Annotated in this window: 19 protein-coding genes; 14 read left to right on the forward strand and 5 right to left on the reverse strand. The window is 45.0% G+C overall.

Annotation, left to right across the window (positions count from 1 at the left end; all coding sequences use genetic code 11):
* Positions 1–454 precede the first annotated feature (454 nt).
* Both gltB and CXF83_RS18045 read left to right on the forward strand, forming a co-directional pair.
* Positions 455–4,903 carry a glutamate synthase large subunit gene (gltB, locus tag CXF83_RS18040; RefSeq protein ID WP_101090503.1) on the forward strand — a complete coding sequence of 1,483 codons (4,449 nt, stop codon included), beginning with the start codon at positions 455–457 and terminating at the stop codon, positions 4,901–4,903.
* Between the two features lie 6 nt (positions 4,904–4,909).
* Complete coding sequence (locus tag CXF83_RS18045; RefSeq protein ID WP_101090504.1) at positions 4,910–6,319, forward strand: FAD-dependent oxidoreductase; 1,410 nt, start codon at positions 4,910–4,912, stop codon at positions 6,317–6,319.
* 177 nt (positions 6,320–6,496) lie between these two features.
* Here the strand turns inward: CXF83_RS18045 and CXF83_RS18050 are convergent, their stop codons facing one another.
* Complete coding sequence (locus tag CXF83_RS18050) at positions 6,497–7,021, reverse strand: hypothetical protein (RefSeq protein WP_232775141.1); 525 nt, start codon at positions 7,019–7,021, stop codon at positions 6,497–6,499.
* A 2,112-nt stretch (positions 7,022–9,133) separates the two neighbouring features.
* On the opposite strand from CXF83_RS18050, the gene rbsK reads away from it, so the two are divergent.
* Positions 9,134–10,345 carry a ribokinase gene (gene rbsK, locus CXF83_RS18060; protein WP_101090507.1) on the forward strand — a complete coding sequence of 404 codons (1,212 nt, stop codon included), beginning with the start codon at positions 9,134–9,136 and terminating at the stop codon, positions 10,343–10,345.
* A gap of 160 nt (positions 10,346–10,505) precedes the next feature.
* Here rbsK and CXF83_RS18065 read toward each other — a convergent pair whose 3' ends face one another.
* Entirely contained in the window at positions 10,506–11,480 is a 975-nt protein-coding gene (locus CXF83_RS18065; protein WP_101090508.1) for a nucleoside hydrolase, read from the reverse strand.
* A 788-nt stretch (positions 11,481–12,268) separates the two neighbouring features.
* On the opposite strand from CXF83_RS18065, the gene betI reads away from it, so the two are divergent.
* The 6 genes from betI (at position 12,269) to CXF83_RS18095 (ending at position 18,896) form a co-directional block, all read left to right on the forward strand.
* A complete protein-coding gene (betI, locus tag CXF83_RS18070) occupies positions 12,269–12,874 on the forward strand; it encodes a transcriptional regulator BetI (protein WP_101090509.1) in 606 nt (201 codons plus the stop codon).
* Positions 12,865–14,328 (forward strand): betaine-aldehyde dehydrogenase, encoded by a 1,464-nt coding sequence (gene betB / locus CXF83_RS18075; RefSeq protein WP_101090510.1) that lies wholly within the window; start codon positions 12,865–12,867, stop codon positions 14,326–14,328. Before betI ends, betB begins: the two co-directional genes overlap by 10 nt.
* Positions 14,329–14,337: 9 nt before the next feature.
* The gene (betA, locus tag CXF83_RS18080) at positions 14,338–16,038 is read left to right on the forward strand and encodes a choline dehydrogenase (protein WP_101090511.1); all 1,701 of its coding nucleotides are present in this window, start codon (positions 14,338–14,340) and stop codon (positions 16,036–16,038) included.
* A 305-nt stretch (positions 16,039–16,343) separates the two neighbouring features.
* Complete coding sequence (locus tag CXF83_RS18085; protein ID WP_101090512.1) at positions 16,344–17,561, forward strand: choline transporter; 1,218 nt, start codon at positions 16,344–16,346, stop codon at positions 17,559–17,561.
* An 18-nt stretch (positions 17,562–17,579) separates the two neighbouring features.
* On the forward strand, positions 17,580–18,284 hold the full coding sequence (locus CXF83_RS18090) for a TorF family putative porin (RefSeq protein WP_101090513.1): 705 nt from the start codon (positions 17,580–17,582) through the stop codon (positions 18,282–18,284).
* Positions 18,285–18,407: 123 nt separating this feature from the next.
* On the forward strand, positions 18,408–18,896 hold the full coding sequence (locus CXF83_RS18095) for a MarR family winged helix-turn-helix transcriptional regulator (protein ID WP_101090514.1): 489 nt from the start codon (positions 18,408–18,410) through the stop codon (positions 18,894–18,896).
* A gap of 33 nt (positions 18,897–18,929) precedes the next feature.
* Here the strand turns inward: CXF83_RS18095 and CXF83_RS18100 are convergent, their stop codons facing one another.
* The 3 genes from CXF83_RS18100 to CXF83_RS18110 all read right to left on the reverse strand — a co-directional run bounded on the left by CXF83_RS18100 (position 18,930) and on the right by CXF83_RS18110 (position 20,836).
* Entirely contained in the window at positions 18,930–19,214 is a 285-nt protein-coding gene (locus tag CXF83_RS18100) for a hypothetical protein (protein WP_101090515.1), read from the reverse strand.
* 459 nt (positions 19,215–19,673) lie between these two features.
* Positions 19,674–20,147, reverse strand: coding sequence for a GNAT family N-acetyltransferase (locus tag CXF83_RS18105; RefSeq protein WP_101090547.1), 474 nt, complete (start codon positions 20,145–20,147; stop codon positions 19,674–19,676).
* Positions 20,148–20,179: 32 nt separating this feature from the next.
* Positions 20,180–20,836, reverse strand: a complete 657-nt coding sequence (locus tag CXF83_RS18110) for a Bax inhibitor-1 family protein (protein ID WP_101090516.1) — start codon at positions 20,834–20,836, stop codon at positions 20,180–20,182.
* A gap of 385 nt (positions 20,837–21,221) precedes the next feature.
* Between CXF83_RS18110 and CXF83_RS18115 the strand changes: the two genes are divergently transcribed.
* The 5 genes from CXF83_RS18115 to CXF83_RS18135 all read left to right on the forward strand — a co-directional run bounded on the left by CXF83_RS18115 (position 21,222) and on the right by CXF83_RS18135 (position 24,580).
* Entirely contained in the window at positions 21,222–21,920 is a 699-nt protein-coding gene (locus tag CXF83_RS18115) for a 5'-methylthioadenosine/adenosylhomocysteine nucleosidase (protein ID WP_101090517.1), read from the forward strand.
* A gap of 37 nt (positions 21,921–21,957) precedes the next feature.
* The gene (locus CXF83_RS18120) at positions 21,958–22,953 is read left to right on the forward strand and encodes a cobalamin biosynthesis protein CobD/CbiB (protein ID WP_101090518.1); all 996 of its coding nucleotides are present in this window, start codon (positions 21,958–21,960) and stop codon (positions 22,951–22,953) included.
* A 150-nt stretch (positions 22,954–23,103) separates the two neighbouring features.
* Entirely contained in the window at positions 23,104–23,481 is a 378-nt protein-coding gene (locus tag CXF83_RS18125) for a DUF2721 domain-containing protein (RefSeq protein ID WP_101090548.1), read from the forward strand.
* Positions 23,478–24,101: a trimeric intracellular cation channel family protein gene (locus CXF83_RS18130; RefSeq protein ID WP_101090519.1), complete on the forward strand. Its 624-nt coding sequence runs from the start codon at positions 23,478–23,480 to the stop codon at positions 24,099–24,101. The genes CXF83_RS18125 and CXF83_RS18130 overlap by 4 nt, the downstream gene beginning before the upstream one ends.
* The gene (locus tag CXF83_RS18135; RefSeq protein ID WP_101090520.1) at positions 24,101–24,580 is read left to right on the forward strand and encodes a nuclear transport factor 2 family protein; all 480 of its coding nucleotides are present in this window, start codon (positions 24,101–24,103) and stop codon (positions 24,578–24,580) included. The genes CXF83_RS18130 and CXF83_RS18135 overlap by 1 nt, the downstream gene beginning before the upstream one ends.
* Positions 24,581–24,687 lie beyond the last annotated feature (107 nt).

Here is a 24,687-nt window from a genome sequence, read left to right on the forward strand (position 1 = left end):
TATTCATTTCCTCAATTCATTTATTAGCGCTAGCTCAAATAACCGTAATTTCATTGCAATCTTTATGCTGTACACATTAACTGAGAAACAACATCAGCTTATGCATAAATAGTCAGACCCCAAAGTGATTATCATTTCACTGTATTTGCAATAAAAATCACTTTCCTCAAATAGGTTACAATCGCCAAACTTGTTGCAAATACGTAAAGCCCAATAAGCGCACAATTTAAAATTCTTTTTATTCATAAGGTTATACGGAGCATTTTACAGTTTACGTAAAGGTAAACCAAGTTAAACGAGCGTATTAAATAGTTAGACTCGTATAGATATTATGCAATAATTTGGTTTGACCTTTAGAGCGCTTAGGGTTAATTTGATTGATTCGGGTGAATATCTATAGATATTTTTTGCTTTATCTCCCGAGTAGTATCGGTTGAAGTTAGGGAGTGTACAAATGAGCTTATATCATCCAAGTTTTGAACGGGACAATTGTGGTTTTGGGCTTATAGCTCAAATGGACGGTGAAGCGAGTCACCGTATAGTACGTACCGCAATTCACGGATTGGACCGCATGAAGCACCGTGGTGGTATTGCCGCAGATGGGCGCACTGGTGATGGTTGCGGGTTATTAATGCAACTGCCGACGGAATTTTTTAAAGCAATTGCAGCAGAAAATGATTGGCATTTAAGCCGTCGTTTTGCTGTGGGTATGCTTTTTCTTAGCCAAGATGAAGAGCTGGCATCACAAACCAAGCATCTAATAGAACAAGAGCTACAGAAAGAAACCTTAAGTGTGGCTGGCTGGCGAGATGTGCCAGTTAACCCTGATGTATTGGGCCCTATCGGCAAAGCAAGTCAGCCGCAAATTGTTCAGGTACTCATTAACGCGCCTATTGGCTGGCGCGAAAAAGACTTAGAGCGTCGTCTCTATATGGCAAGACGCCGTGTAGAGCAGCAACTAAGCCACGATAAAGATTTCTATATTGCCAGTCTATCGGGGCAAGTCATCGTCTATAAAGGCTTGATGATGCCTGCAGATCTGCCATCATTTTATAGCGACTTAGCCGATATACGCCTGCAAAGCGCTATCTGTTTATTCCACCAGCGCTTCTCTACCAACACATCGCCAAAGTGGCCACTGGCGCAACCTTTTAGATATTTAGCCCACAATGGCGAGATCAATACCATTACCGGTAATCGGCAGTGGGCACGAGCCCGTGCCTATAAGTTTCACGCCCCGCTGCTGCCCGACTTGCAGCAAGCTGCGCCGTTCGTCAATGAAACAGGCTCAGATTCGTCATCATTAGATAACATGTTAGAGATGTTGCTAGCCGGCGGCATGGACTTGTACCGAGCAATGCGCTTGCTTATTCCACCAGCGTGGCAAAGTAATCCAGAGATGGATGCAGAATTAAAAGCATTCTATGACTTTAACTCCATGCACATGGAACCTTGGGATGGCCCAGCGGGCATCGTCATGACCAATGGTCGTCATGCGGCTTGCGCGGTCGACCGTAACGGTTTGCGACCATCGCGTTATGTCATCACTAAAGATCGTATTTTAACGCTGGCCTCAGAAGTCGGTATTTGGGACTACGCCCCAGATGAAGTGATTGAGAAAGGTCGCGTCGGACCTGGCGAGCTGCTGGTGCTAGATACCTTGAATGGTAAACTTTACTCTTCGTTTGAGATTGATAACGACCTTAAGCGTCGTCATCCATACAAAGAGTGGATGGCTAAAAACAGTAAAGTGTTAAAACCAGCGGAAGATTTTGGCCCTAACGAGCAAGGCTCACGAGAATACTCAGATGACCAACTACTGCAATATCAAAAGCAGTTTGGTTACTCACGTGAAGAGTTAGAGCAGGTCATTTGGGTTCTGGCGAAAAAAGGCGAAGAAGCAACGGGCTCTATGGGCGACGACACGCCTATGGCTGTGCTGTCTAAAAAGTCACGCACAATCTATGACTACTTCCGTCAAAAATTTGCTCAGGTGACTAACCCCCCTATCGATCCACTGCGCGAAAAACACGTTATGTCACTCACTACCTGCGCCGGTCGTGAGCAAAACCTGTTTAATGAAACCACCGGACATGCATATCGCGTGATGTTCAATTCACCAGTACTGCTTTTTAGCGATTTTAGTCAGCTAATGGCATTAGATAGTACTTACTATCGCGCAAACACTATCGATTTGAATTACGACTTGAGCGAAGGTCTTGAAGCCGCGGTTAAGCGGATCTGTGATGAAGCCGAGCGCTTGGCTAGAACAGGCACCACACTGCTTATCCTGTCAGATCGAGCCACCGCGAAGTCAAAGCAGGTGATCCCCGCAGCGATGGCTGTTGGCGCCGTGCAGCAAATTTTAGTGAACAAGAGCCTGCGCTGCGACACCAACATTATTGTTGAAACCGCATCGGCCCGCGATCCACATCATTTCGCGGTATTAATTGGCTTTGGTGCCACCGCGATCTACCCCTACTTGGTGTATGAGTGCATTTCAGATTTAGCTAAACGTAACGGCGTTGAAAACACTCGCGACCTAATGCTCAACTTCCGTCTCGGCATAGACAAAGGTCTGCGTAAAATAATGTCTAAGATGGGCATTAGTACCGTCGCCTCTTATCGTTGTAGTCAACAGTTTGAAGCCGTTGGCTTGGCTGATGAAGTGGTCGAACTGTGCTTCAACGGTGTGATTAGCCGTATTCAAGGGGCGAGTTTCAAGTTGATTGAACAAGATCAACAACTGCTACACAAGAACGCCTTCAGAGCTCACCAAGCACTACCACAAGGTGGATTGCTAAAATATGTTGAAGGTGGTGAATACCATTGCTTTAACCCTGATGTGGTCAATACCCTACAAGCCAGTCTTCGCGATCAAGATTACGGCAACTACAAACGCTTTACCGAGCTGGTAGATAACCGCCCGATTGCGACACTAAGAGACTTGATTGAAGTAAAGGGTGAGCTTGCCCCCGTTGATGTCTCAACAGTGGAAGCCGCTAAAACACTATTCACTCGCTTTGACAGCGCAGCGATGAGTATCGGCGCACTCAGCCCTGAAGCTCATGAAGCATTAGCCGTAGCAATGAACCGCCTTGGCGGTCGCTCCAACTCGGGTGAAGGCGGAGAAGATCCACGCCGCTTTAACACTGAAGGTAACTCAGCCATTAAACAGGTTGCCTCAGGGCGTTTTGGTGTAACCGCACATTACCTCGTCAATGCTGAAGTATTACAAATTAAAATAGCCCAAGGCGCTAAGCCTGGTGAGGGTGGACAGCTCCCTGGCGATAAAGTCAGCGTTGAAATTGCCGCGCTGCGTAATGCGCGCCCCGGTGTCACGCTAATTTCACCGCCGCCACATCACGATATCTACTCTATTGAAGATTTAGCGCAGCTGATTTTTGATCTAAAGCAGATAAACCCTAAGGCCTTGGTCTCAGTCAAACTGGTTTCAGAACCCGGCGTCGGCACCATCGCCACTGGCGTGGCTAAAGCCTACGCCGATATGATCACCATATCGGGTTATGACGGCGGCACAGGGGCTAGCCCTATTACCTCGGTAAAGTATGCTGGCAGTCCATGGGAACTGGGACTTGCTGAAGTGCATCAGTCGCTAGTGACCAACGGCCTACGTCATAAAATTCGCTTGCAAGTGGATGGCGGTTTAAAAACCGGTAAAGACGTCATCAAAGCTGCGCTGCTCGGCGCTGAAAGCTTTGGTTTTGGTACCGTGCCTATGATTGCACTCGGTTGTAAATACCTGCGTATTTGCCACCTCAATAACTGTGCAACCGGCGTTGCGACGCAAAACAAACAGCTACGTAATGAGCATTACCACGGCTTACCAGAGCGCGTAATGACTTACTTTGAGTTTGTCGCCCAAGAGATCCGCGAGTACATGGCGGACTTAGGTGTCACCGAATTTGAACAGCTCGTTGGCCGTAGCGATTGGTTAGCGGCATTAGAGGGCGAAACTGCTAAGCAACAAGGTTTAGATCTAACCCCAATTCTGTATCGCCCTGAAGTGCCAGCTGCATCGGCAGTCACATGGCGCGAAACCAATCCACCATCAGATCCAGGCACGTTAAATAAACGCCTAGTTGAAGATTGCAAAGAGGCTGTACTCGCGGGTGAATCTATTTGTGAGATGTTCAACATCAACAATACCGATCGCTCAGTGGGCGCCAGCCTTTCAGGTTATATAGCAACCCATATGGGTCGCGATGGGGCTAAATCTCCCATTATGTTGAAGTTTAATGGCAGTGCTGGCCAAAGCTTTGGCGTGTGGAATGCTCCAGGCCTCGAGCTAATGCTGTGTGGCGACGCTAACGATTACGTCGGCAAAGGCATGTCAGGCGGTAAAATTTGTGTTTATCCACCTTTAGGCAGTCCATTCAAATCAGAGCGTTCTACCATTTTAGGTAACACCTGTTTGTATGGCGCATCGGGCGGTAAATTGTTTGCCTCGGGTCAGGCTGGCGAGCGTTTCGCGGTGCGTAACTCCGGCGCAATTGCCGTAGTTGAAGGCTTAGGTGATAACGGTTGTGAATATATGACCGGTGGCATCGTTGTGGTACTAGGCTGTACAGGCGTTAACTTTGGTGCGGGCATGACGGGCGGCTTTGCTTATGTATTTGATCAGTTTGGCCGCTTTAATCGCCGCGTCAATACTGAGATGGTCGACACTCACAAAGTAGAGTCCGCTATTCAGCAACAACATTTACGCGAGTTGATCGAGCAGCATGTTAAAGAAACCAACAGCGAACATGCCAAGATGATCTTAAGTGATTTTGAAAACTGGATAGATTGTTTTATTTTGGTCAAACCAAAAAATGTTGAGCTAAGCGATCTGTTAAAATTAGAGCCATCAGAACCTGCACTAGCAGTCAGAGCGGGGTAAATAAAAATGAGCAATGATTTTCAGTTTATTGAAGTTGGGCGTAAAGACCCCACTAAACACGCTGCCAAACAACGTGCTACGCAGTTTATAGAGATTTATCAACCTTTTGCTAAACAACAGGTAGTAGAGCAATCTGACCGCTGTCTCGACTGCGGTAACCCCTATTGTGAATGGAAATGCCCACTGCATAACTACATTCCTAATTGGCTGGAGTTAGCAAAACAGGGCCGTATTATGGAAGCGGCTGACTTGGTGCACGAAACCAATACTCTACCGGAGGTTTGTGGCCGTGTTTGCCCACAAGATAGGCTTTGTGAAGGTGCCTGTACGCTTAACGAAGAGTTCGGAGCTGTTACAATCGGTAATGTAGAAAAGTACATTACCGATACCGCAATATCTCAGGGATGGCGCCCTGATTTGTCAAAAGTCACTCCACGTAAAGAGCGCGTCGCCATTATTGGTGCGGGCCCTGCGGGACTAGGTTGCGCCGACATACTCGCCCGTAACGGTGTGCAAGCCATCGTTTATGATAAAAACGTACAGATTGGCGGCCTACTCACTTATGGCATTCCCTCGTTCAAGCTCGACAAAGAGGTGATGCAAGTTCGCCGTAACGTGCTTGAGGGCATGGGCATCGAGTTTAAGCTCGGTGTTACTGTCGGCAAAGATATCGACTTTAAAGAGTTGATTGAAAACTACGACGCGGTTTTCCTCGGCATGGGCACCTATACTGCGATGAAAGCTAACCTTGTGGGTGAAGATGCCCAAGGTGTTCATCAAGCGCTGCCGTACCTTATCGGTAACACCCATAACGTGATGGGCACTGAGTGTATCGATAACCCTTATCTAAGCCTTAAAGGTAAGCGCGTTGTGGTACTCGGTGGTGGTGATACCGCAATGGATTGTGTCCGCACCGCAGTGCGACAAGGGGCAACGACAGTCACTTGTGCCTATCGCCGTGATGAAGAAAACATGCCAGGTTCACGCCGTGAGGTTAAAAATGCGCGTGAAGAAGGCGTTGAATTTTTGTTTAACCGCCAGCCCAGTGAAATTAAAACCGTCGATGGCAAAGTGGTGGGTATCGAGTGCATTGAAACCGAGCTCGGTGAGCCCGATGCCAGTGGTCGCCGTCGCCCAGTGCCAATTGAGGGCAGTGAACAAGTCCTTGAAGCTGACGCCATCATTATCGCCTTTGGTTTCCAACCAAGCCCGGCAAAATGGTTAGCTGATTTTGATATTGAGCTTAATGACTGGGGTTTAGTCAAAGCGCCGAAAGTCGCCGACAACCCATTCCAAACCAGCAACCCTAAAGTCTTTGCTGGAGGCGATATGGTCCGAGGTTCTGATTTAGTCGTTACCGCGATAGCCGAAGGACGAGATGCCGCACTCGGCATTCTCAATACCTTCGAAGATTAAGCGTTGAGTTCTAAGATTTAAGTTTGTGATTGGCGCTCCGCAAGGAGCGCTTTTTTTGCGCTATAGAATGAGCTATAGAATGAGCTATAGAGAACTCATTTTGGACAAAGAGAGGGAGAAGCTCAGCGTTAGCAACGACTAATAAGAATAAACGAGTAAAGCCTTCTCCCATTCCACCTATTCTCGCAAATCCATGACTATTCGATCACTTTGCCTTTTAAGCATTAAGGTTTCTGCACATATTTTCATTTCGTGCCAGCTAAGGAATGAAGTGTTAGTTGCAATAAAAGTATTCCAAGCCTCTGAACTCAGCTCCTCTTGCGTGCTTAGGGAAATGCCTGAACTAGAAACCATGGATTCTATGTTTTCATAGTTTGAATGCAACTGAATAAAGTCGGGATGAAGTAACTCGTTGAATAAGAATCTTCTTTCTACCTTCTTTGACATGAGCTTGTCACATTTCACGCACAAGAAATATGATTGATATTCACCTTGCCACTCCGAAATTTTCATACGAGTAGTAAAGCCTTTGCTGCAACATGAGCAATGTTGAGCTTTCAATGCTGCTTGTTTTGTAGAGCTGTTATAACACTTCTTACATAAAGCGAGCTTTTCACCACCTTTTTCAAGGTAGTAGCTGTTTTGCTTTCTATGGCTTATCACCTCGTCACACTCACAGCAAACAGATTGCTTCTTGTTCATGTAGTACACACTGATAAACAAAGCACTAATACCACTAAGTATCAAAGCTAACAGGTCACTAGATTCCACAGTATTCCTCATATGTATAACGCCCCAATCAGGGACTAAATTGACATCATTAGACGAATTATTTCAACTGTAGAGGCGCAGCAAACCAAACCCTACTCACAGTATCGGTTCCTTGCTTTAATGTTTCAGCTACAAACTCTTTAACGCCCATTTAGAAATTATCCTAGCCAGATATTCGGCTAACACTTATTCATTAGCAGCTCGCTAACGTACTTAGCTAAACGCTTAATTTGTTCAACGGTATCATTGCTAAACTATTGTTGCAAAAACTTATTTTCTCACTCACCACCCTGTATATAAATGGTTTTGGCAGGAGAAGAGCCCACTCGTTTACGAGTTCTAGTGACCACTAGTGATCTTTGTGTATTATTCAATGCTGAGTACCCAGTTATATCTAATGGCTCCAATGACCTGCGGTCAGGGTATGTGCAGGCGCAACTGAGACTCGCTGCAAGCACGTCCATGTGAGCTCAACGAAAACGTCCCTGTTTTCGAACGCCTCAGCCGCATCTACACTGGGTTGGAAAGCTCAAGACCCCGACTCTTGTGCTTTCAATTAAGAGCACCAAAGTAACCACTCCATATAACGAATAGAAAACACCAATTCCCCATCGAAGTTGCCGAAATGCGTTGGAATAAATCGCGTAAGTCCAGACATGGATGTCTGGCTAGCTTTCGCGGGGCACGGGTGATCCAAGAGGGGATTGCTGTTGATCCCCTCTTGGCCGAGTGTGAGCTGGAAGCTCACGACCTTTATCAAACGAAGTTTGAATGCTGTCACTGTAAAGCTCGGGGGTGGGCGAAGCGCCACGACTCACCTCGGCCGTAAGGCCGTATCTTTAGTGGTTCCAATGACCTGCGGTCAGCGCATGTGCAGACGCAACTGAGGCTCGCTGCAAGTACGTCCATGTAAGCTCAACGATGGCATCCATGCCATCAAAGGCCTCAGCCGCATCTACACTGGATTAGAAAAGCGCACACTCTCAGCATTTGTGTTTCAACATTTAAAAATACAAATTTAAAGACAACCTTCTTTACTAACAAATAAAACCAGTTCCCCATCGAAGTTGCCGAAATGCGTTGGAAACTCTTTATAAACCAGAGTCGCGTAAGTCCAAACATTGATGTCTGGCTAGCTTTCGCGGGGCAGGTCGTTCCTTGGCATCCATGCCACCACGACATTCGTAAGTCCATTTACATCAGATGCCCCATCGGAAGCGTTAGCTATTTATCCATAAGCATAAGGAAGACAATTTCGCCGGGGCGCTGAGGGATTGACTCTTATGAAATCAAGCGCTTTGCCCCTTGGCTCGGGTGTGGGCGAAGCGCCACGACTCACCTCGGCCGTAAGGCCGTATCTTTAGTGGTTCCAATGACCTGCGGTCAGCGCATGTGCAGGCGCTACTGAGGCACGCTTTTCGCCATCCATGGCCGCTCTGCGGTTTCATCCCTGAAACCGAAGGCCTCAGCCGCATCTACACTGGGTTATAAAAGCGTAAACTCTCAGCATTTGAGTTCTTAATTTAAAAACGTAAAAACCAACGTGGCACAAAACTAACAGAAAACACTCATTCCCCATCGAAGTTGCCGAAGTACGTTGAAGAAAGAGCCGTAATGCCCACACGGATGTGGGCATAGCTTTCGCGGGACAGGATGTCCCATCGGAAGCGTTAGGCTATTTCGAATAAGTATGAGGTCTGTACTCAACGCATGTAACTTCGTCGGGGCGGCAGGGGTGATCCAAGAGGGGATTGCTGTTGATCCCCTTTTGGCCGAGTGTGAGCTGGAAGCTCACGACCTTTATCAAACGAAGTTTGATTGCTATCGCTGTAAAGCTCGGGGGTGGGCGAAGCGCCACGACATTCTCGGCCGCAAGGCCGCATCTCTAATAGTTTAAATTACTGGCCGAGTAGCAAATATGCAAACTACACCAAAGGGATATTAGGACCCTCCCTAAAAAAACAAACCAATTGGTGCGTTTACCATGCTAAGCTTTTATCTTAATCACAACCTCAACAATACTCTGCGCGTATATTCGACCCTATGAACAAACTAAGCCGAAATGAAAGACTGACTGTTATCTTAAAACTGCTCAGTGAACATAAAACCTTATCAAATGCACAACTCGCCAAGTTACTTCAGGTGACGCCAAAGACCATTCGTTGTGATCTGGTGCAGCTCGAAAATGAACAGCAAGTGATAAGGACGCATGGTGGTGTTCAAATTTCTGCTAATTTCGATGCCGATAAATATTGTCTGGATAGATTACTGTCTCAGTTAACTGCCAGCAAAACGTTATCAGGTCTTATGACTCAGAACCTCATGGAAAATAGGGTCAACAACATGAAAAATAATATTTTTATACTCGGTTCCTTTAATGTCGACATCGTCGCCACGTTGGAGCGTTTTCCACAACCGGGTGAAACCCTGCATGCGCTAAGCAACAATATTGGCGCTGGCGGCAAGGGAGCCAATCAAGCCTATGCTGCGGCTAAAGCTGGAGCCAATGTCACCTTCATGACCAAAATAGGCAAAGATCAATTCAGCCACTTTGCCAAAGAGCATCTCGCCGCAACAGGAATAGATAAGACAATCATTGTCGAATCTGAAAAATCCCCAACAGGCAATGCGCTTATTTATGTCTGTGAAACAAGCGGCGAAAATATGATTGCGGTGCATTCAGGTGCTAACACCGAAATAACACCAGCAGAGATCTTACAGGCTGAACAACATATCGTTAGCGCTAATCTGTTTTTGACTCAACTCGAAAATAATATCGACGCCATCAGACAATCGATGCAGATAGCGCATACCCATGGCGTTAGAGTGGTACTCAACCCGGCGCCTTACCATGAGGACACGCCTTCATTATTAAAGTATGTCGATGTGATTACCCCCAATGAGACCGAAGCCTCTTTAATGACGGGGATCGAGGTTACCGATCTCAGCAGTGCGAAACTGGCGGCAGAAAAAATTAATCAGATGGGGGTTAATACTGTGGTGATCACCCGTGGCTCTCAAGGTGTTCTTGTGTATGAAAACGAGCAGTTCAAAGAGGTGGCAGCCATTAAATGTGTTGTGACTGATACCACAGGTGCTGGAGATGCCTTTAACGGCGCTCTCGTTGCTCAAATTGTAAAAGGCGAAACTCTGTTCAATGCCGCAAAATACGCCAACGCGTACGCATCCTTGGCTGTTGAGCGTGAAGGTGCTGCCAATATGCCAGATGCTAGCTTAGTGGCTGCGCGGCTATAGCGACCGTTAGCAAACAGTAAACGGCTTGCAAGAAAAAAGCGTAGTGTTTAGCACTACGCTTTTTTGTTCTTTGGCTTTATTAGAGGCTTAAATAAAAGTCCTCTTAATAAAAGCCATTTCAATTCAACCGCCTATATTCGGGCGCCTTAGATTGAACCCATTACGCCTTTTTGTGGCTGTAGTCGATAATGCTCTTTCGGTAAATTTCTAGCAACTCAGTATCGTTAACCGCAACACCCACACGTTGTGGTGGTTGGGTTTCCCATTCGTCATGCATGTAAATTCGACCATCAAATTTTTGTACCGTCATGCCTTCAGCGGGTCCTTCCGTGATCACTCGAACAGGTCCTTCTCTGAGCGTAAACAACTCTGGTTTAATCACATAGGCAATCGCTGAAGGGTCGTGGACATGACAAGCATCCAAACCGACCTTCTCTTTATAAAATTTAAGGTAGAAGCGACTGACATCCCAGATAAACTGTCCCACTTCGCCAGCATCATCACGCAGTTTATCGAGATAATCCGCGGTGAAGAAGCTTTGCTCGGTAACATCCAGTCCAATAATAACCACCGGCCATGAAGCACCGAACACGATATCGGCCGCATGGGGATCGTCATGAATATTGGCCTCCGCATAAGGAGTCACATTGCCACGGTGATCGTTAACGCCGAATGCGCCGCCCATGATGACCACTTCTTTGACCAAATTAACAATATTAGGCTCAGCTTGCAGCGCTAAGGCCAAATTCGTTAACGGGCCAATTGCTACAATAGTGATCTCATTGGGCTCTGCCGTTACCGCATCGATAATGTATTGATAGGCTGGTCGAGCGTCAGCCTCAGCTTCAACCTCGGCTGGCACTTGAACATCACCGAAACCGCTTTCACCATGTACGGCAACAGTAGGGCCAACAGGAGGCCTAACCAACGGCTTACCAGTACCTTCGGCCACATCAGCTGCAAAGCCATATTTCTGCTTTAGATAAAGCGCATTATGCGTCGCGCCTTTGATGGTCACATTGCCATATATTGTGGTGATGGCTTTGAGCTCAATCTCCGGATGCGCCTCAGCGAACAGGATCGCCATAACATCATCAATACCCGGATCTGTGTCTAGAATTATTTTTTTTACCATTGAATCTATCATCCTGTTAGTCGCTACGTTTCATTCTTTAGCTCCCTGTTTAGGGTTAAAAGAAGATAAAGAATGCATTAATGAAAATTTAGCAGCTTAAGCGTGCTACTTAAGCGTGCTACTTAAGCATCGACTTAACCACTATCGGTTAGTGTTGACTCATCCTGCTACCAATATGCAGAGTTTACTCAATATAACTAATATACGAATAGAACTAAAAAATTATACGAGTAGAACCCCACCTTGAGTGTGATAGAGCCGCTAACTTCCGCAAAAAAGAGAACAACTCAGTTCGTTTACGGCGGATATCGCCTGCAAAGTCTCAATCTAGGACAAAGCAAGCGTGAACTCCGTCACGTAACTCGGGCTAAATATGCCAATGCAGATGCCCGAAATCACAATGGTGTTATCGCGGGCTAATAACGGCGGTCGAATAGTAAGTTTGCGCCCGTTAATGACCACTTAGCTACAATAGCGATAAATGACTAACAAGCATCTAAAGCGAAAGATTACGGTTGAAACTAATTTTTGCTCAAACTTTATTTTCTGCTGATTTATCTGTTTTGGATAATTATCAGACTCTCATTTTGTTTGTTATTAAACAATCACTTGCAACAATCAGCCTCCAAGCATAAATCATCAAATTAAATCTGTGATGCAAGTCCCAAACTTTAATAAAGGTTGATAGTTACAGCTCTAACCATTAGAGTTGTTATTAATTGAACGTTCAATTAACAATTGAACTACCAAAATGACTCACAATAATCGTCTTCAGGATCTTGTTTTTTATGCCGCGCCCACCAATGAAAACTGTTCGACAGCAACAGCTCATAGACGCCACATTGGTCTCTGTTGAGCATCATGGTTTGCACCATACCACCATCAATACCATCAGTGGTTTGGCAGGATTATCATCAGGGCTTATTAGTCACTACTTCGGCGGTAAACAAGGTTTAATAGAAGCGACGCAAAAATATCTACTCGATCAGCTTAAACAAGCTTTATTGAGTCGAACAGCAGGTAATCAACTGTCGCCTCTTGAAAGACTGCAGGCGATTGTAGAAACCAACTTTACCGAACTACAACGCTCACGACCGGTAACAAAAACCTGGTTGAGCTTTTGGTCACAAGCCATGCACGAGCAAGGGCTTGCTAGATTGCAACATATCAACAGCCAACGTTTATACAGCAACCTTTTGTTCTCTTTCAAAAAACTACTCCCCAAGGATAAGGCAATCACTGCAGCCAAACAAACCGCAGCAATGATTGATGGTTTTTGGTTACGTAGTGCAATGAGTCACTCACCAGAGAAAGAGTTCGAACAGGCCCAAATTTTATGTAAAGCCTTTATCGAGGCCGTTATCATGCAGTACGGAGCAAATCGATGTCATTAGTTGTTTACCCAAATTACGTCCACGGGCAGGCGCTCTCCAATGAAACGGGCGAAACCTTTGAAGTCATTAATCCAGCCAATGGAGAAGTGAGCTACTTAGTTGAAGTCGCCGATGAGAAGATCCAACAAGCCGTCATTAAAAGCGCACAAGCCGGTTTTAACACTTGGTCAAAGATGACCGCGATAGAGCGCAGTCGCATTTTGTTAAAAGCAGTTGCCCTGCTTCGAGAACGAAATGACGAGCTTGCTGCTATTGAAGTACAAGATACAGGTAAGCCATGGCAAGAAGCCTCTGTGGTTGATGTTGTGACTGGTGCAGACTCTATTGAGTTCTTTGCCGGACTAGCCCCTAGTATCGAAGGCAATCAACAGACCGTTGGCGATGATTTTTATTACACTCGCCGCGAGCCTCTCGGCATTTGCGCCGGTATTGGCGCATGGAACTACCCACTACAGATAGCTTGCTGGAAAGCGGCGCCAGCGTTAGCTTGCGGTAATGTGATGATCTTTAAACCATCAGAAGAAACCCCACGTGGCGCACTAAAACTTGCCGAAATATTGACTGAAGCGGGCTTACCCGATGGCGTATTTAACGTCGTTCAAGGCGATGGCCGTGTCGGTGCTTGGCTAACGAATAATGACCAGATTGCTAAAGTCTCATTCACTGGTGAAGTCGGTACCGGTAAAAAAGTAATGGCTGCCGCGGCAAGCTCACTTAAACAAGTCACCATGGAGCTCGGTGGTAAATCACCGCTGATTATCTTCAATGACGCAGACATCGACAATGCGGTTTCTGCTGCCATGCTAGGTAACTTTTACACTCAAGGTGAAATCTGTACGAATGGCACTCGAGTATTTGTGCAGCAAGAGATCTACCCTCGCTTTATCGAAAAACTGTTGCAACGTACCAAAGACAACATCATTTGTGGCGACCCAATGGATCCTGAGACCAACTTTGGCGCGCTGATCTCAAAAGCCCATCAAGAAAAGGTGCTTGGCTATATTGAGATAGGTAAGAGTGAAGGTGCTGAGCTACTCATCGGCGGCCACGCACTTACCCCAGAAAACAGCCCTAACGGTTACTTTGTTGCTCCGACTATTTTTGGTCAGTGCACCGATGAAATGACATTAAGTAAAGAAGAGATCTTTGGCCCAGTGATGTCAGTGCTGCCTTTTACCGATGAAGATGAAGTGATTCGCCGCGCAAATGGCACTCGCTTAGGCTTAGCCGCTGGCGTATTTACCCAAGACATTACCCGCGCTCATCGTGTCATTCATCAAATGCAGGCCGGTATTTGCTGGATCAATGCTTATGGTGCATCCCCAGCAGAAATGCCTGTGGGCGGTTATAAAATGTCAGGTGTTGGCCGTGAAAATGGCAGTGAAACACTGAAAGCTTATACCCAAATCAAAGCCGTATACGTTGGTATGCAGCCTCTTGAAAGTCCATTTTAAGGCGCTGATATGACTCAATCTATGAACGAAACATACGACTATATTATCGTTGGTGCTGGCAGTGCAGGCTGCGTGCTAGCCAACCGTTTATCGGCCGACGCCAGTAACAAGGTGTTGTTGCTTGAAACCGGCGGCAGCGATAAGAGCATCTTTATCCAGATGCCAACGGCGCTGTCTATCCCGATGAATACCGCTAAATATGCGTGGCAGTTTGAAACGGAAGCTGAGCCACATCTTGATAATCGCCGTATGCATTGCCCACGCGGTAAAGTGTTGGGCGGTTCATCATCAATCAACGGCATGGTTTATGTGCGCGGTCATGCACGAGATTTCGATGAATGGCAGCAAACAGGTGCCAAAGATTGGGATTACGCCCATTGCCTGCCTTACTTCAAAAAAGCGGAAAGCTGGTCTTTTGGTGAGGATGATTACCGTGGCGTTGATGGCCCATTAGCGGTTAATAACGGCAACAATATGAAAAACCCACTGTATCAAGCTTTTGTGGATGCAGGGGTAGATGCTGGATATTTAGCCACCGCAGACTACAACGGCGCGCAGCAAGAGGGCTTTGGCCCGATGCATATGACCATTAAAAATGGTGTGCGTTGGTCAACATCTAATGCTTACCTAAGACCCGCAATGAAGCGTAACAACCTCACCGTTATCACTCATGCGCTAGTACACAAAGTGTTGTTTGAAACCAAAGCGGGTGAAGCTAAAAAAGCGGTCGGTGTTCATTTTGAGCGCAAAGGCAAGCATCTTGAAGTTAAAGCCAATAAAGAAGTAGTGTTATCAGCCGGTTCGATTGGCTCACCACATATTCTGCAACTGTCTGGTGTTGGCGCCGCGAGTACGCTTGCTAAAGCAGGTATCGAGCAAGTACACGAACTGCCGGGTGTAGGTGAGAACTTACAAGATCATCTTGAGTTTTACTTCCAATTTAAGTGCCTAAAGCCAATATCACTTAACGGCAAGATTGATCCACTGAACAAGTTGTTTATTGGTACTCGCTGGATATTGAATAAGTCAGGCCTTGGCGCAACCAATCACTTTGAGTCTTGCGGCTTTATTCGCTCTAAAGCGGGACTTGAATGGCCAGATCTTCAGTATCACTTCTTACCAGCAGCAATGCGTTATGACGGTAAAGAAGCCTTTGCTGGTCATGGTTTCCAAGTGCATATTGGCCATAACAAACCTAAGAGTCGCGGCAGCGTTAAAGTGGTATCAAGCGATGCTCATGTCGCGCCGAGCATTCAGTTTAACTATCTATCGCATCAAGATGATATTGAAGGATTCCGTGCTTGTGTACGCCTCACTCGCGAGATCATCAATCAACCTGCGTTAGATGAATATCGCGGCGAAGAGATCCAGCCTGGCACTGCAGTAGAAACAGATGAACAGATAGACAGCTTTGTAAGAAGTTCAGTTGAGAGCGCCTACCATCCATCATGTTCATGCAAAATGGGCGAAGATCCGATGGCAGTCGTAGACTCGCAAACGAGAGTGCACGGACTACAAAGCCTTAGAGTGGTTGATTCTTCAATATTTCCTACCATTCCAAACGGCAACTTAAACTCACCCACCATTATGTTAGCGGAACGCGCAGCCGATCTAATTTTGGGTAAAGCACCACTTGCACCAAGTCGTGCTGCTGTTATTACCGCTAATGACTGGCAACAGCAACAGCGGAATAAGGCACCAACAAGATAGCGCGTTTGATTTGCCTGTTTGTGCAATAGGCAAATCAAATGATGTCACCAGCGACCTGAAGGTGCTCGGCAATCGATATGCCGCATCTTCAAATAGTTGGGTATAGGCAACTGACCAGCCTAAGCCAAGTAGGGCTAAATGGTCTTAATCGCCACGTTTAATTTATCAAACCTTAACTTTCGTTAAAGCGACAGTTAAGGCTTGAGGGATTTTTGCAGCCTAAATTTGCTGCAAGTTGGTAAATATAAAATAAGAAAAGGATTTAAACCTATGTTTTATCTTAACAATAAGTTGGGAGCCCAATAATGACTACTTGGCTTACTATCGGGATATTATTTACTTTTACCGCCATCGCCTTTGTCATTTATCGCTGGGGGAATGTGAAATGTGTTGGTGTTACACCAGTGCGTACCTTTACCTTCATCGCGATTTTGTTTACCTCTGGCTTAGATGTGGGACTGATCATGTTCCCACTGACCGAATTTGCCGGCTACGCTGATTTAGGCGCCAGTCCAGAATATGGCTTTACCAATCCATTGGCCATTGAATTTGGCTTCTGGGCATTTCTCATCTGGGCATTTTACTTTTTAACTTGTTTCTATTTTTGCGTGATAGAACCAAGAGTGAAGTACTTTGAGATCCCTGTGATCAAGTTTATTAACAACATTGTGATTATTGGTACCTGTGCTTTTACCGCATACCTGTTATTAACCAACTTACCTTGGTATCTGCCGGAGATGGGCGATGGCGAAACCATTGTCAGTAGCTTCTATCTCATCGTATTTGTGATTATTGCGGTCGCCGTTTACTCAAGCACCAGTATTCGTTATGTACGCATTCTTAGCTTAGCCAGTACTTGGTTATTTCTAGGTTTGATCGCACTAATGTGGGCCGGTGCTTTCATGTCGGACGGCAGCGGAATTGGTGAGTTTGTTACAACCTTCGCATTAATTGGCGACTACTTTGGCAATATTCATCACTTTGTATTGCCACTGAATGATTACCATGAATTTTATCTTTTCTGGTGGTTTGCTTGGAGCATCATGATTGGCCAGTTCACCTCACGCTTTGTTGGCGGTATGCGAACTTACCAAGTCCTGATCGCGATGATGGTGTTCCCGTCACTGCCAATCGCAGTGTGGTTTACCGTGTTGTATTACTACAGCGCCAATGAGATAGCCACCACAGGGTTCTATAACCTCGCCATGGTCTTTGTGGGCATCACTTTTGTAGTGAACTCACTCGACTCCTTGATCCGCCTTTACACCGACAACCTTAACCTAACCGTTGAGCGCTTTGGCAAGACCAAATACATCATAGGTAATGTTGCTCTAATGAGTAGCCTTACCTTGTTATTCCAACTGAATTTCTTAGAAATTCAGTGGGTTGGCGCCTTAGCGATTGGTCTAATATTGACGTGCTTCGGCTATATCATGACAACTAAATATAAGAAAGTTGCCGCGATTGAACATTCACCAATAGAAAACAAAATTGATTTTAGCAAAATTGAATTAGCTAACTAAAAATAAAAAAGGGAAATGATGAAAACTACAATTAAAAATCTTGCACTAGTAGGGCTATTAGCCTTGCCAACAACCGCATTTGCAGGCGTTAGTTCAACAATTAATGCAACATCTGATTACACCTTTAACGGTGTAAGCCAAACAGATAATGGCCCTGCTTTACAAGCAAGTCTTGATTACGCTGCTGATGCGGGTTGGTATGTAGGAACTTGGGCATCAAACGTTGATTACGGCTCAGGCGATGACACATGGTTAGAGCTAGATTTTTACGGCGGCATGTTCTATCAGCTAAGTGAAAGCGTGTCTCTTGATGCTGGTATTGCTTACTATACTTACCATGGCGACTCTTTCTCAGACGAGTACCAGTATCCAGAGGTTTATACTAAGTTCGGTTACGGCTCTTCATTGGGTCAGTCAGAATTAAACTTCTGGTATACATGGGATTACTTTGGTGTTGATGTCGGTAGCTATGTAATGATGGCTGCGCACACATTTACTGTAGCGGAAGGTCATGACATTCGTGTTAGCTTCGATCGCACGACTTCTACGGATGAAAACAAGTGGGCATGGGATGGTGATGAGGCTTATAACCACTACCGTGCTGAATACATGACGAGCTGGAAAGGTTTCGACTTTAACCTAGCCGTAGAAGACACCAGCATGAACATCGATACCGCCGATACACGTGCTGTGCTATCTGTCGCAAGAACGTTCGCATTTTAGTCTCTGACTCGATATAACCTTGCACCATAGAATAAAAATGCGGTATAACGCTCCGTCGTTATTCCGCATTTTTATAAATTTTAGCTATGTTGGCTATGCAGTTGGATATCAGTAGGAAAGATTATGGAAAAATATGAACAGTTATTGATTTCACTGCGCCAAGTGATCCGTGCGATTGATATACATTCACGCCAATTAAATAAGCAGTCAGGTCTTACCGGGCCGCAGTTAATGGTGATGCAAAATATTGAACAACTTGAGGCTCCACTAGCAAAAGAGATAGCAAAAGAAGTGTCTCTAAGCCCTGCCACGGTAACCACCATAGTCGATAGATTAGAAAGCCGTGAGTTGGTCATTAGAACCCGTAGTGAAACCGATAAGCGTAAAGTTCACTTATCATTAAGTGAGTCCGGAAAAACACTATTAAGTCGCTCGCCAAAGCCACTGCAAGAACACTTTATTACTCGCTATCAAAACCTTGAACAGTGGGAACAAAGCCAACTGCTATCGTCAGTAGAACGTATTGCCTCGATGATGAATGCTGATGAACTTGATGCTGCGCCGGTACTATTGGTAGGGCAAATTCAAGCGGATGAAGTGCCAAAGAGTTAATTGTTGCAACGGGTTATTCTTGGGATCTCGAGATTAACCCAACACTAAAACCACCTTACTCTTAAGCTGTGACGCTTTAACAGGGCCGATATCATCGATACCGACACTGTTGTTATTCTCACCTTTAAACCAAAAATAAGATAACGCGTCGTTAGACGACATCTGCCGTACTTTTTCGTGGGCATTCTTTAAGAAGTGCAATGCCATCTCACTTTGTTGTTGACGCTCGTGTAGATGGGCTAAGTTATGCTTACCCGCAATCCAGGCGAATAGCAGTTGGCGATCCCCCTCCTCTGTCGACCATTGCGTCTCAATCATCGAGACCGCGAGTTGATAGCAATATTGAGCATCTATCCAAGCAGACTCTTTTTAGTGTTATTTCCCGACTGCATAACATCTTGCCCATTTTCCATCTCACCACAAACCCCATACTAATGATATTAATTATCATTTAAATTCAGCATGGTTAAACAGGGATCTAAAATGCCGCTTACATAATTTACTTGTTTAGCATGTGCGCAATTTAATTCTCTGGAGGAAATGGTAATAAACAGTTTATTGGGCAGAACTGCTTATTCCTGAACCTAAAACCAGAAATTTAAACCAGGGCAAGTCGAGACCGACTGGGAGTTGTTTAGGAATGAGGTTAGAGTGCGTTAAGAATGAGTTCAGAGAAAAATGAAGAGTGAGCAGATAAGAATGATGTGGTATTGAGCATATTGAAAGCTTCAGAGTGAGTGACTTATTCCCTTACTCTGATGCTCTATAACATGAACATTATAGTTCAAGTGGCTTCATCATTGATTTAGACATGAAGTCGCTATAAGGATCCTCTTGGTAATCACTAAACGGCTTACATTGCTCAAAGCCAAACTGTTGATATAACCTTTTAGCAGGCTCAAAGGCGGCCATTGAGCCGGTTTCAAGGCTTAAGCGTTGATAACCACGTAGCCTAGCCTCGGTAATAATATGTGCCAAAATTTTATGCGCCACGCCTTGTCTTAAGAAGTCAGCTGAGGTGCGCATCGATTTGATCTCGCCATGTTGCATATCAAGCTCTTTTAGTGCCCCAATACCAGCTAGCAACTCACCCTGCCACAGTCCAAAAAAAGTGACGTTATCAGCTTCTAGGCCGCTAATATCCAGCGCATGCACACTCTCCGCAGGAGAGTGCGACAACATATCTTGATGATGCTGTTGTAACAGCACCAGCACTTGTTCGCTCTCTAACTGGCCAACTCGGATCTGCATATTCGTCATCAGTAACCTGCTCTTATTATTGGCTATTTTCTACCAAGTATTCTAAGGATGCGTAAAAATAGATTAATAATATCCATATACAAGGCTGCAGCACTATCCACCGCATTGTCATATGTTTTAGGAATCGCATTGGCTCTTGCCCAGTCATAACCAATATAACCACAAAAAATAATCGCAACGATCCAATCTAAAATCCCGTGATGCGTATTGAATATGAATATTTCAATGAGCTCAACGACGATCACACACAGCAAGGCTATTGTAAGGCCACCCGCTATCTTATTAAAAAACGCAGGATACATTGAACCTAAAAGCATCATCACAAAAGTGACCATGCCAGTAACCCTAATCGCTTCTAGTACAATATCTGGATCATACTGGCTGACCACTAGATTAATAATGAGTCCGAAAGGAACAACGACAAAGTTATAGCCAATGAAACTCACGATCGGACTGTCAGATTTACTAAAAAGATAAATACCCAGAAAACATGAAGCAAAATATCCTACAAAGAAGACAATGGGATTGATACTGCTAATTGATTCAACGGGAATATTTAGAACCATTAACCAGTTTATGGCAAAGCCCCAGATTAGCGTTAAGCCGATAACCAAATTGTAAACAGAAGCACTTATTATCTTGTCATTGGTTTCTGTCCGGCTAAATACATTTACTTCCATTTTATTTCCCTATAATTTGAAATTTTCGCCACATGCATATGGCACATACTGCCTATCTACAAAAGCCTGTTATTATTTTTGGCTCCATTATTAATACCGCGAAAATATCACCATTAAGCCTTTGTTGTAAATTGAATAATCTATAATACGCTGACGAGTATCGCCGAAGTGGCACTTAATATCTCGGCCGCAAGGCCGCAGCTTTAATCCTAATGAGAACTCATAGGTACTTATATCTCGAGTTGTTCCATTGACCTGAGTTCAGCACATATGCAAAGCGATACTTTGCACAACCTCCCACCTTACCCATAAGGCTTTTTCACTAAAGCCTATCACCATGGTATATTAGCGCCCATATTCATTCAGGTAGTTAAAAGGTCATTTCATGAAAATCGGTATTATTGGCGCTATGGAGCCAGAAGTTGCGCATCTCATTGAATCGATGCAAAACTCGACTTCGACCACTATTGCGGGTATCGAGTTTATCGCGGGTCAGTTAGCAGGCAAAGAGGTGATTGTTACTCGTTCTGGTATTGGTAAAGTGACAGCAAGTATTGCCACGACATTGCTTATCGAAAAGTATGCACCTGACGCGATAATTAACACTGGTTCAGCGGGCGGTTTCGCTAACGACTTAGCCATTGGTGATATCGTAATTTCATCAGAAGTACGTCATCACGATGTTGATGTTACCGCTTTTGGTTATGAAATTGGCCAAATGGCGCAGCAACCAGCAGCGTTTATTCCTGATGCCGCGCTAGTCGCTGCAGCCCAAAAAGCAGTTGCAAGCCTTGGCGAAGTAAAAGCCATTGAAGGCCTTATCTGTACAGGTGATAGCTTTATTTGCGATCCCGTCCGCACAAAAACCATGTTGGAAAACTTCCCAACAATGGCAGCATGTGAAATGGAAGGTGCCGCAATTGCACAAGTGTGTCACCAGTTTGACGTGCCATTTGTGGTTATCCGTTCGCTATCAGATAACGCTAATAATGATTCACCCGTTGATTTTGACGAGTATATTGTTAAAGCGGGCCATCATTCAGCATTAATGGTCATCGCACTGCTCAAGCAATTAAATAGCTAACGAGTGAGCCAATCTTTTTAAGGATATAACAGACACTATGGTTCCGGAGTTTACAAAATTCTTCTCGCAAGATGGTCAACTTTATATCGGTGCTATAGTGCTGTTAATGTCGATTCTTATCGCAAGAATGGCACCCTTACCGCGACAGCTACAGCCACTAGAATGGTTAACCAATCTCGCCAAAAGCTTAAGCCTTAAAGTAAACCATACTCACCGAGCCGCATCACAGCAGTTTATTGCTGGCATGCTAGCAACACTGCTGTTGATCCTACCTTTTTGGTTCATCATTAGCTTTTTTGCTGAACTGGCCGAATTCCCATGGTTTGTTGAAGCACTGATTATTTATGTTTGCTTGCAAGATGATCACTTCAGATACATTGCCAATGAAGTTTCCATGTCGATTCGGCGTGACAATAAAGCCCGAGCGCGCACATTACTATTGCCTTGGCTCAATCGCAGCACCCAATCTCTATCAAGCGTGGGGCTGAGTAAAGTCACCATAGAACGTCTTGCAACCACCCCCACTTATGGGGTTGCAGCCACAGTGCTGTTTTACTGTGTTGGCGGTGTACCACTGTTGCTCATTGCGAGAATGGTAAAGCAGTTAGATAATGCATGGCCGGTTTATAATCCGCAATATCGCTACTTTGGCACGCCAGTGTATGCGCTCAGTGCTGTCATTCACTTTATCCCCGCCAAGCTGTGGAGCTTTACCCTTGCTATTCAAGGGGGGCCAAGAAGCTTAGCGACGCTGTTCAACCCTAGCATTAATGCAACTCCGATTATTGAGTATCAAACTCATGCTGTTATCGCCAGTGCGTTAAATATTGAGTTAGGAGGCCCGGCTAAATTCCCTGCGGGTAAAAATGCAGAAACGAAGGTCAGCATGCCAAAATTGAAATATGGGCCATTGCCAACAGGCGGAGATATTCAACGCGCCCTCAAACTGAATTCTATTGCATTTGGTTTATGGACGGTGTCGATTATTTTGCTACCCGTTATCTGGGGGACACTGAGAATATGGCAAGGTTAAGCACTGCTGTTATCTTGGTGAGTTATAATGACTTAAATAGACGCTAATTCATCCAGAATAATATCATCATCTTGTATAAATTATTGACCTAGGTATTATTATTGTTCTGGTCAATATCTTCATTAAAGGCTTATCAGTTTGTTAGATAACATTCATGTTTCACTCACCACGCCAGCATTGCTATTCCCAGCAATTTCGTTGCTGTTACTCGCCTATACCAACCGTTTTTTTGCATTAGCTGCACTTATTCGTAACTTGAGTTCCAATGGCCAACCGATTCACGATAGCCAGCTAAAAAACTTACGTCGGCGAATAACCCTCATTAAGAGAATGCAGGAATCCGGAGTGTTGAGTTTTGCACTGTGTGTATTGTGCATGATTTTTATCTATATTGGTTTTAACAAAATTGGTTCTCTCATTTTTGGCTGCAGCTTGTTATTGCTGCTTTATTCACTACTGCTTTCCGTCATCGAGATCCGTATCTCTGTTGATGCATTAAACATCCATCTAAAAGAGCTGGACAGATGATTGATTGGATCTATTTCTTTGATTTATGTGGTACCTCGGTTTTTGCGCTATCCGGCGCATTAGCTGCAGGCCGGCATAAGATGGATCCGTTTGGCGTTATTGTGCTCGCATCCGTTACCGCGATTGGTGGCGGGAGTATCCGCGATGCCATATTAGGCACTACGCCTGCTTTTTGGATCCAAGATCCCAACTACATTATTGTCATATTAGCGACTGTGCTTCTCACCTTTATTTTTGTCCGTAAACCTAAAAGAGTCCCACGGTATATTTTCCCGGTAGCGGATGCGTTCGGGCTGGTACTCTTTACCATTATTGGTGCAGAGAAAGCCTTAAGCCTAGAACTCGGTGGCATGATAGCAGTGGTCATGGGGCTAATAACGGGTGTCGGAGGCGGGATTATTCGCGACCTTCTTTGCCAACAAGTCCCTATGGTATTGCGTACCGAGATTTATGCGACCGCATCAATCATCGGTGGTATCTGTTATACCGTTAGTCTACATTGGGGAGCGCACGATATGTTTGCGCTGCTATTTGCGATGACGACCGCCTTGATCATTAGATTAGCCGCAATACGATGGCATCTGTCCTTACCTGCATTTGACTTAAAGACGCAACCATAATGAAATTACGCTTATTCAGTTTGATACTGGTTTTTTTCAGCCTACCTTGCTTGGCTAACAACGGCGACATGCCTAAAGAGCAACAGTTAGCAGTCAAGTATATCCAAGCCTTTACCAGACAAGACTATGCCAAACTGACCTCGTTTTATAGTCGTGATAGCGTCTTTAATGACAGAACCGCGAAACTTAAATATACTGGTAAACGCCATATATTACAGTTCTTAAAACGCGCCCATCTCGGCGTACTTGAATACAGTTTCAATGTTGAGCATATGTTTAATTCTGGCTCTCTGGTGGTGATGATAGGGAACTATCATTACAAAGGGCCTGGTGAGCAGTTTGGTAAGCCAGGACGCATTATTGATATCGCCATTCCAGGCGTAACCACCTTAAGTCTCGACATGACCAACAACCGAATTAAAGAGCATCAAGATCTAATGGATTATCAAACCATGTCAGATCAATTATCAACACAATAAACATTAACGAACCTGAGCTCGAGCTCGCCGCACACAGGGCTTAACGGCATATCCGCTAAAACTGATTGGGCGTTAGATCGCATTTTAGTGTTTTTTAAGGAAACTTT

It is taken from the genome of Shewanella sp. Choline-02u-19 (assembly GCF_002836205.1).
Classification (GTDB): domain Bacteria; phylum Pseudomonadota; class Gammaproteobacteria; order Enterobacterales; family Shewanellaceae; genus Shewanella.

Coding starts and splice junctions, on each gene's coding strand:
- betB (WP_101090510.1), top strand. CDS start 12,865: ATGTCATTAGTTGTTTACCCAAATTACGTCCACGGGCAGGCGCTCTCC.
- CXF83_RS18105 (WP_101090547.1), bottom strand. CDS start 20,147: ATGCAGATCCGAGTTGGCCAGTTAGAGAGCGAACAAGTGCTGGTGCTG.
- CXF83_RS18085 (WP_101090512.1), top strand. CDS start 16,344: ATGACTACTTGGCTTACTATCGGGATATTATTTACTTTTACCGCCATC.
- betA (WP_101090511.1), top strand. CDS start 14,338: ATGACTCAATCTATGAACGAAACATACGACTATATTATCGTTGGTGCT.
- CXF83_RS18135 (WP_101090520.1), top strand. CDS start 24,101: ATGAAATTACGCTTATTCAGTTTGATACTGGTTTTTTTCAGCCTACCT.
- CXF83_RS18100 (WP_101090515.1), bottom strand. CDS start 19,214: ATGATTGAGACGCAATGGTCGACAGAGGAGGGGGATCGCCAACTGCTA.
- CXF83_RS18095 (WP_101090514.1), top strand. CDS start 18,408: ATGGAAAAATATGAACAGTTATTGATTTCACTGCGCCAAGTGATCCGT.
- CXF83_RS18130 (WP_101090519.1), top strand. CDS start 23,478: ATGATTGATTGGATCTATTTCTTTGATTTATGTGGTACCTCGGTTTTT.
- betI (WP_101090509.1), top strand. CDS start 12,269: ATGCCGCGCCCACCAATGAAAACTGTTCGACAGCAACAGCTCATAGAC.
- CXF83_RS18115 (WP_101090517.1), top strand. CDS start 21,222: ATGAAAATCGGTATTATTGGCGCTATGGAGCCAGAAGTTGCGCATCTC.
- CXF83_RS18065 (WP_101090508.1), bottom strand. CDS start 11,480: ATGGTAAAAAAAATAATTCTAGACACAGATCCGGGTATTGATGATGTT.
- CXF83_RS18050 (WP_232775141.1), bottom strand. CDS start 7,021: ATGAACAAGAAGCAATCTGTTTGCTGTGAGTGTGACGAGGTGATAAGC.
- CXF83_RS18110 (WP_101090516.1), bottom strand. CDS start 20,836: ATGGAAGTAAATGTATTTAGCCGGACAGAAACCAATGACAAGATAATA.
- CXF83_RS18090 (WP_101090513.1), top strand. CDS start 17,580: ATGAAAACTACAATTAAAAATCTTGCACTAGTAGGGCTATTAGCCTTG.
- CXF83_RS18120 (WP_101090518.1), top strand. CDS start 21,958: ATGGTTCCGGAGTTTACAAAATTCTTCTCGCAAGATGGTCAACTTTAT.
- rbsK (WP_101090507.1), top strand. CDS start 9,134: ATGAACAAACTAAGCCGAAATGAAAGACTGACTGTTATCTTAAAACTG.
- gltB (WP_101090503.1), top strand. CDS start 455: ATGAGCTTATATCATCCAAGTTTTGAACGGGACAATTGTGGTTTTGGG.
- CXF83_RS18045 (WP_101090504.1), top strand. CDS start 4,910: ATGAGCAATGATTTTCAGTTTATTGAAGTTGGGCGTAAAGACCCCACT.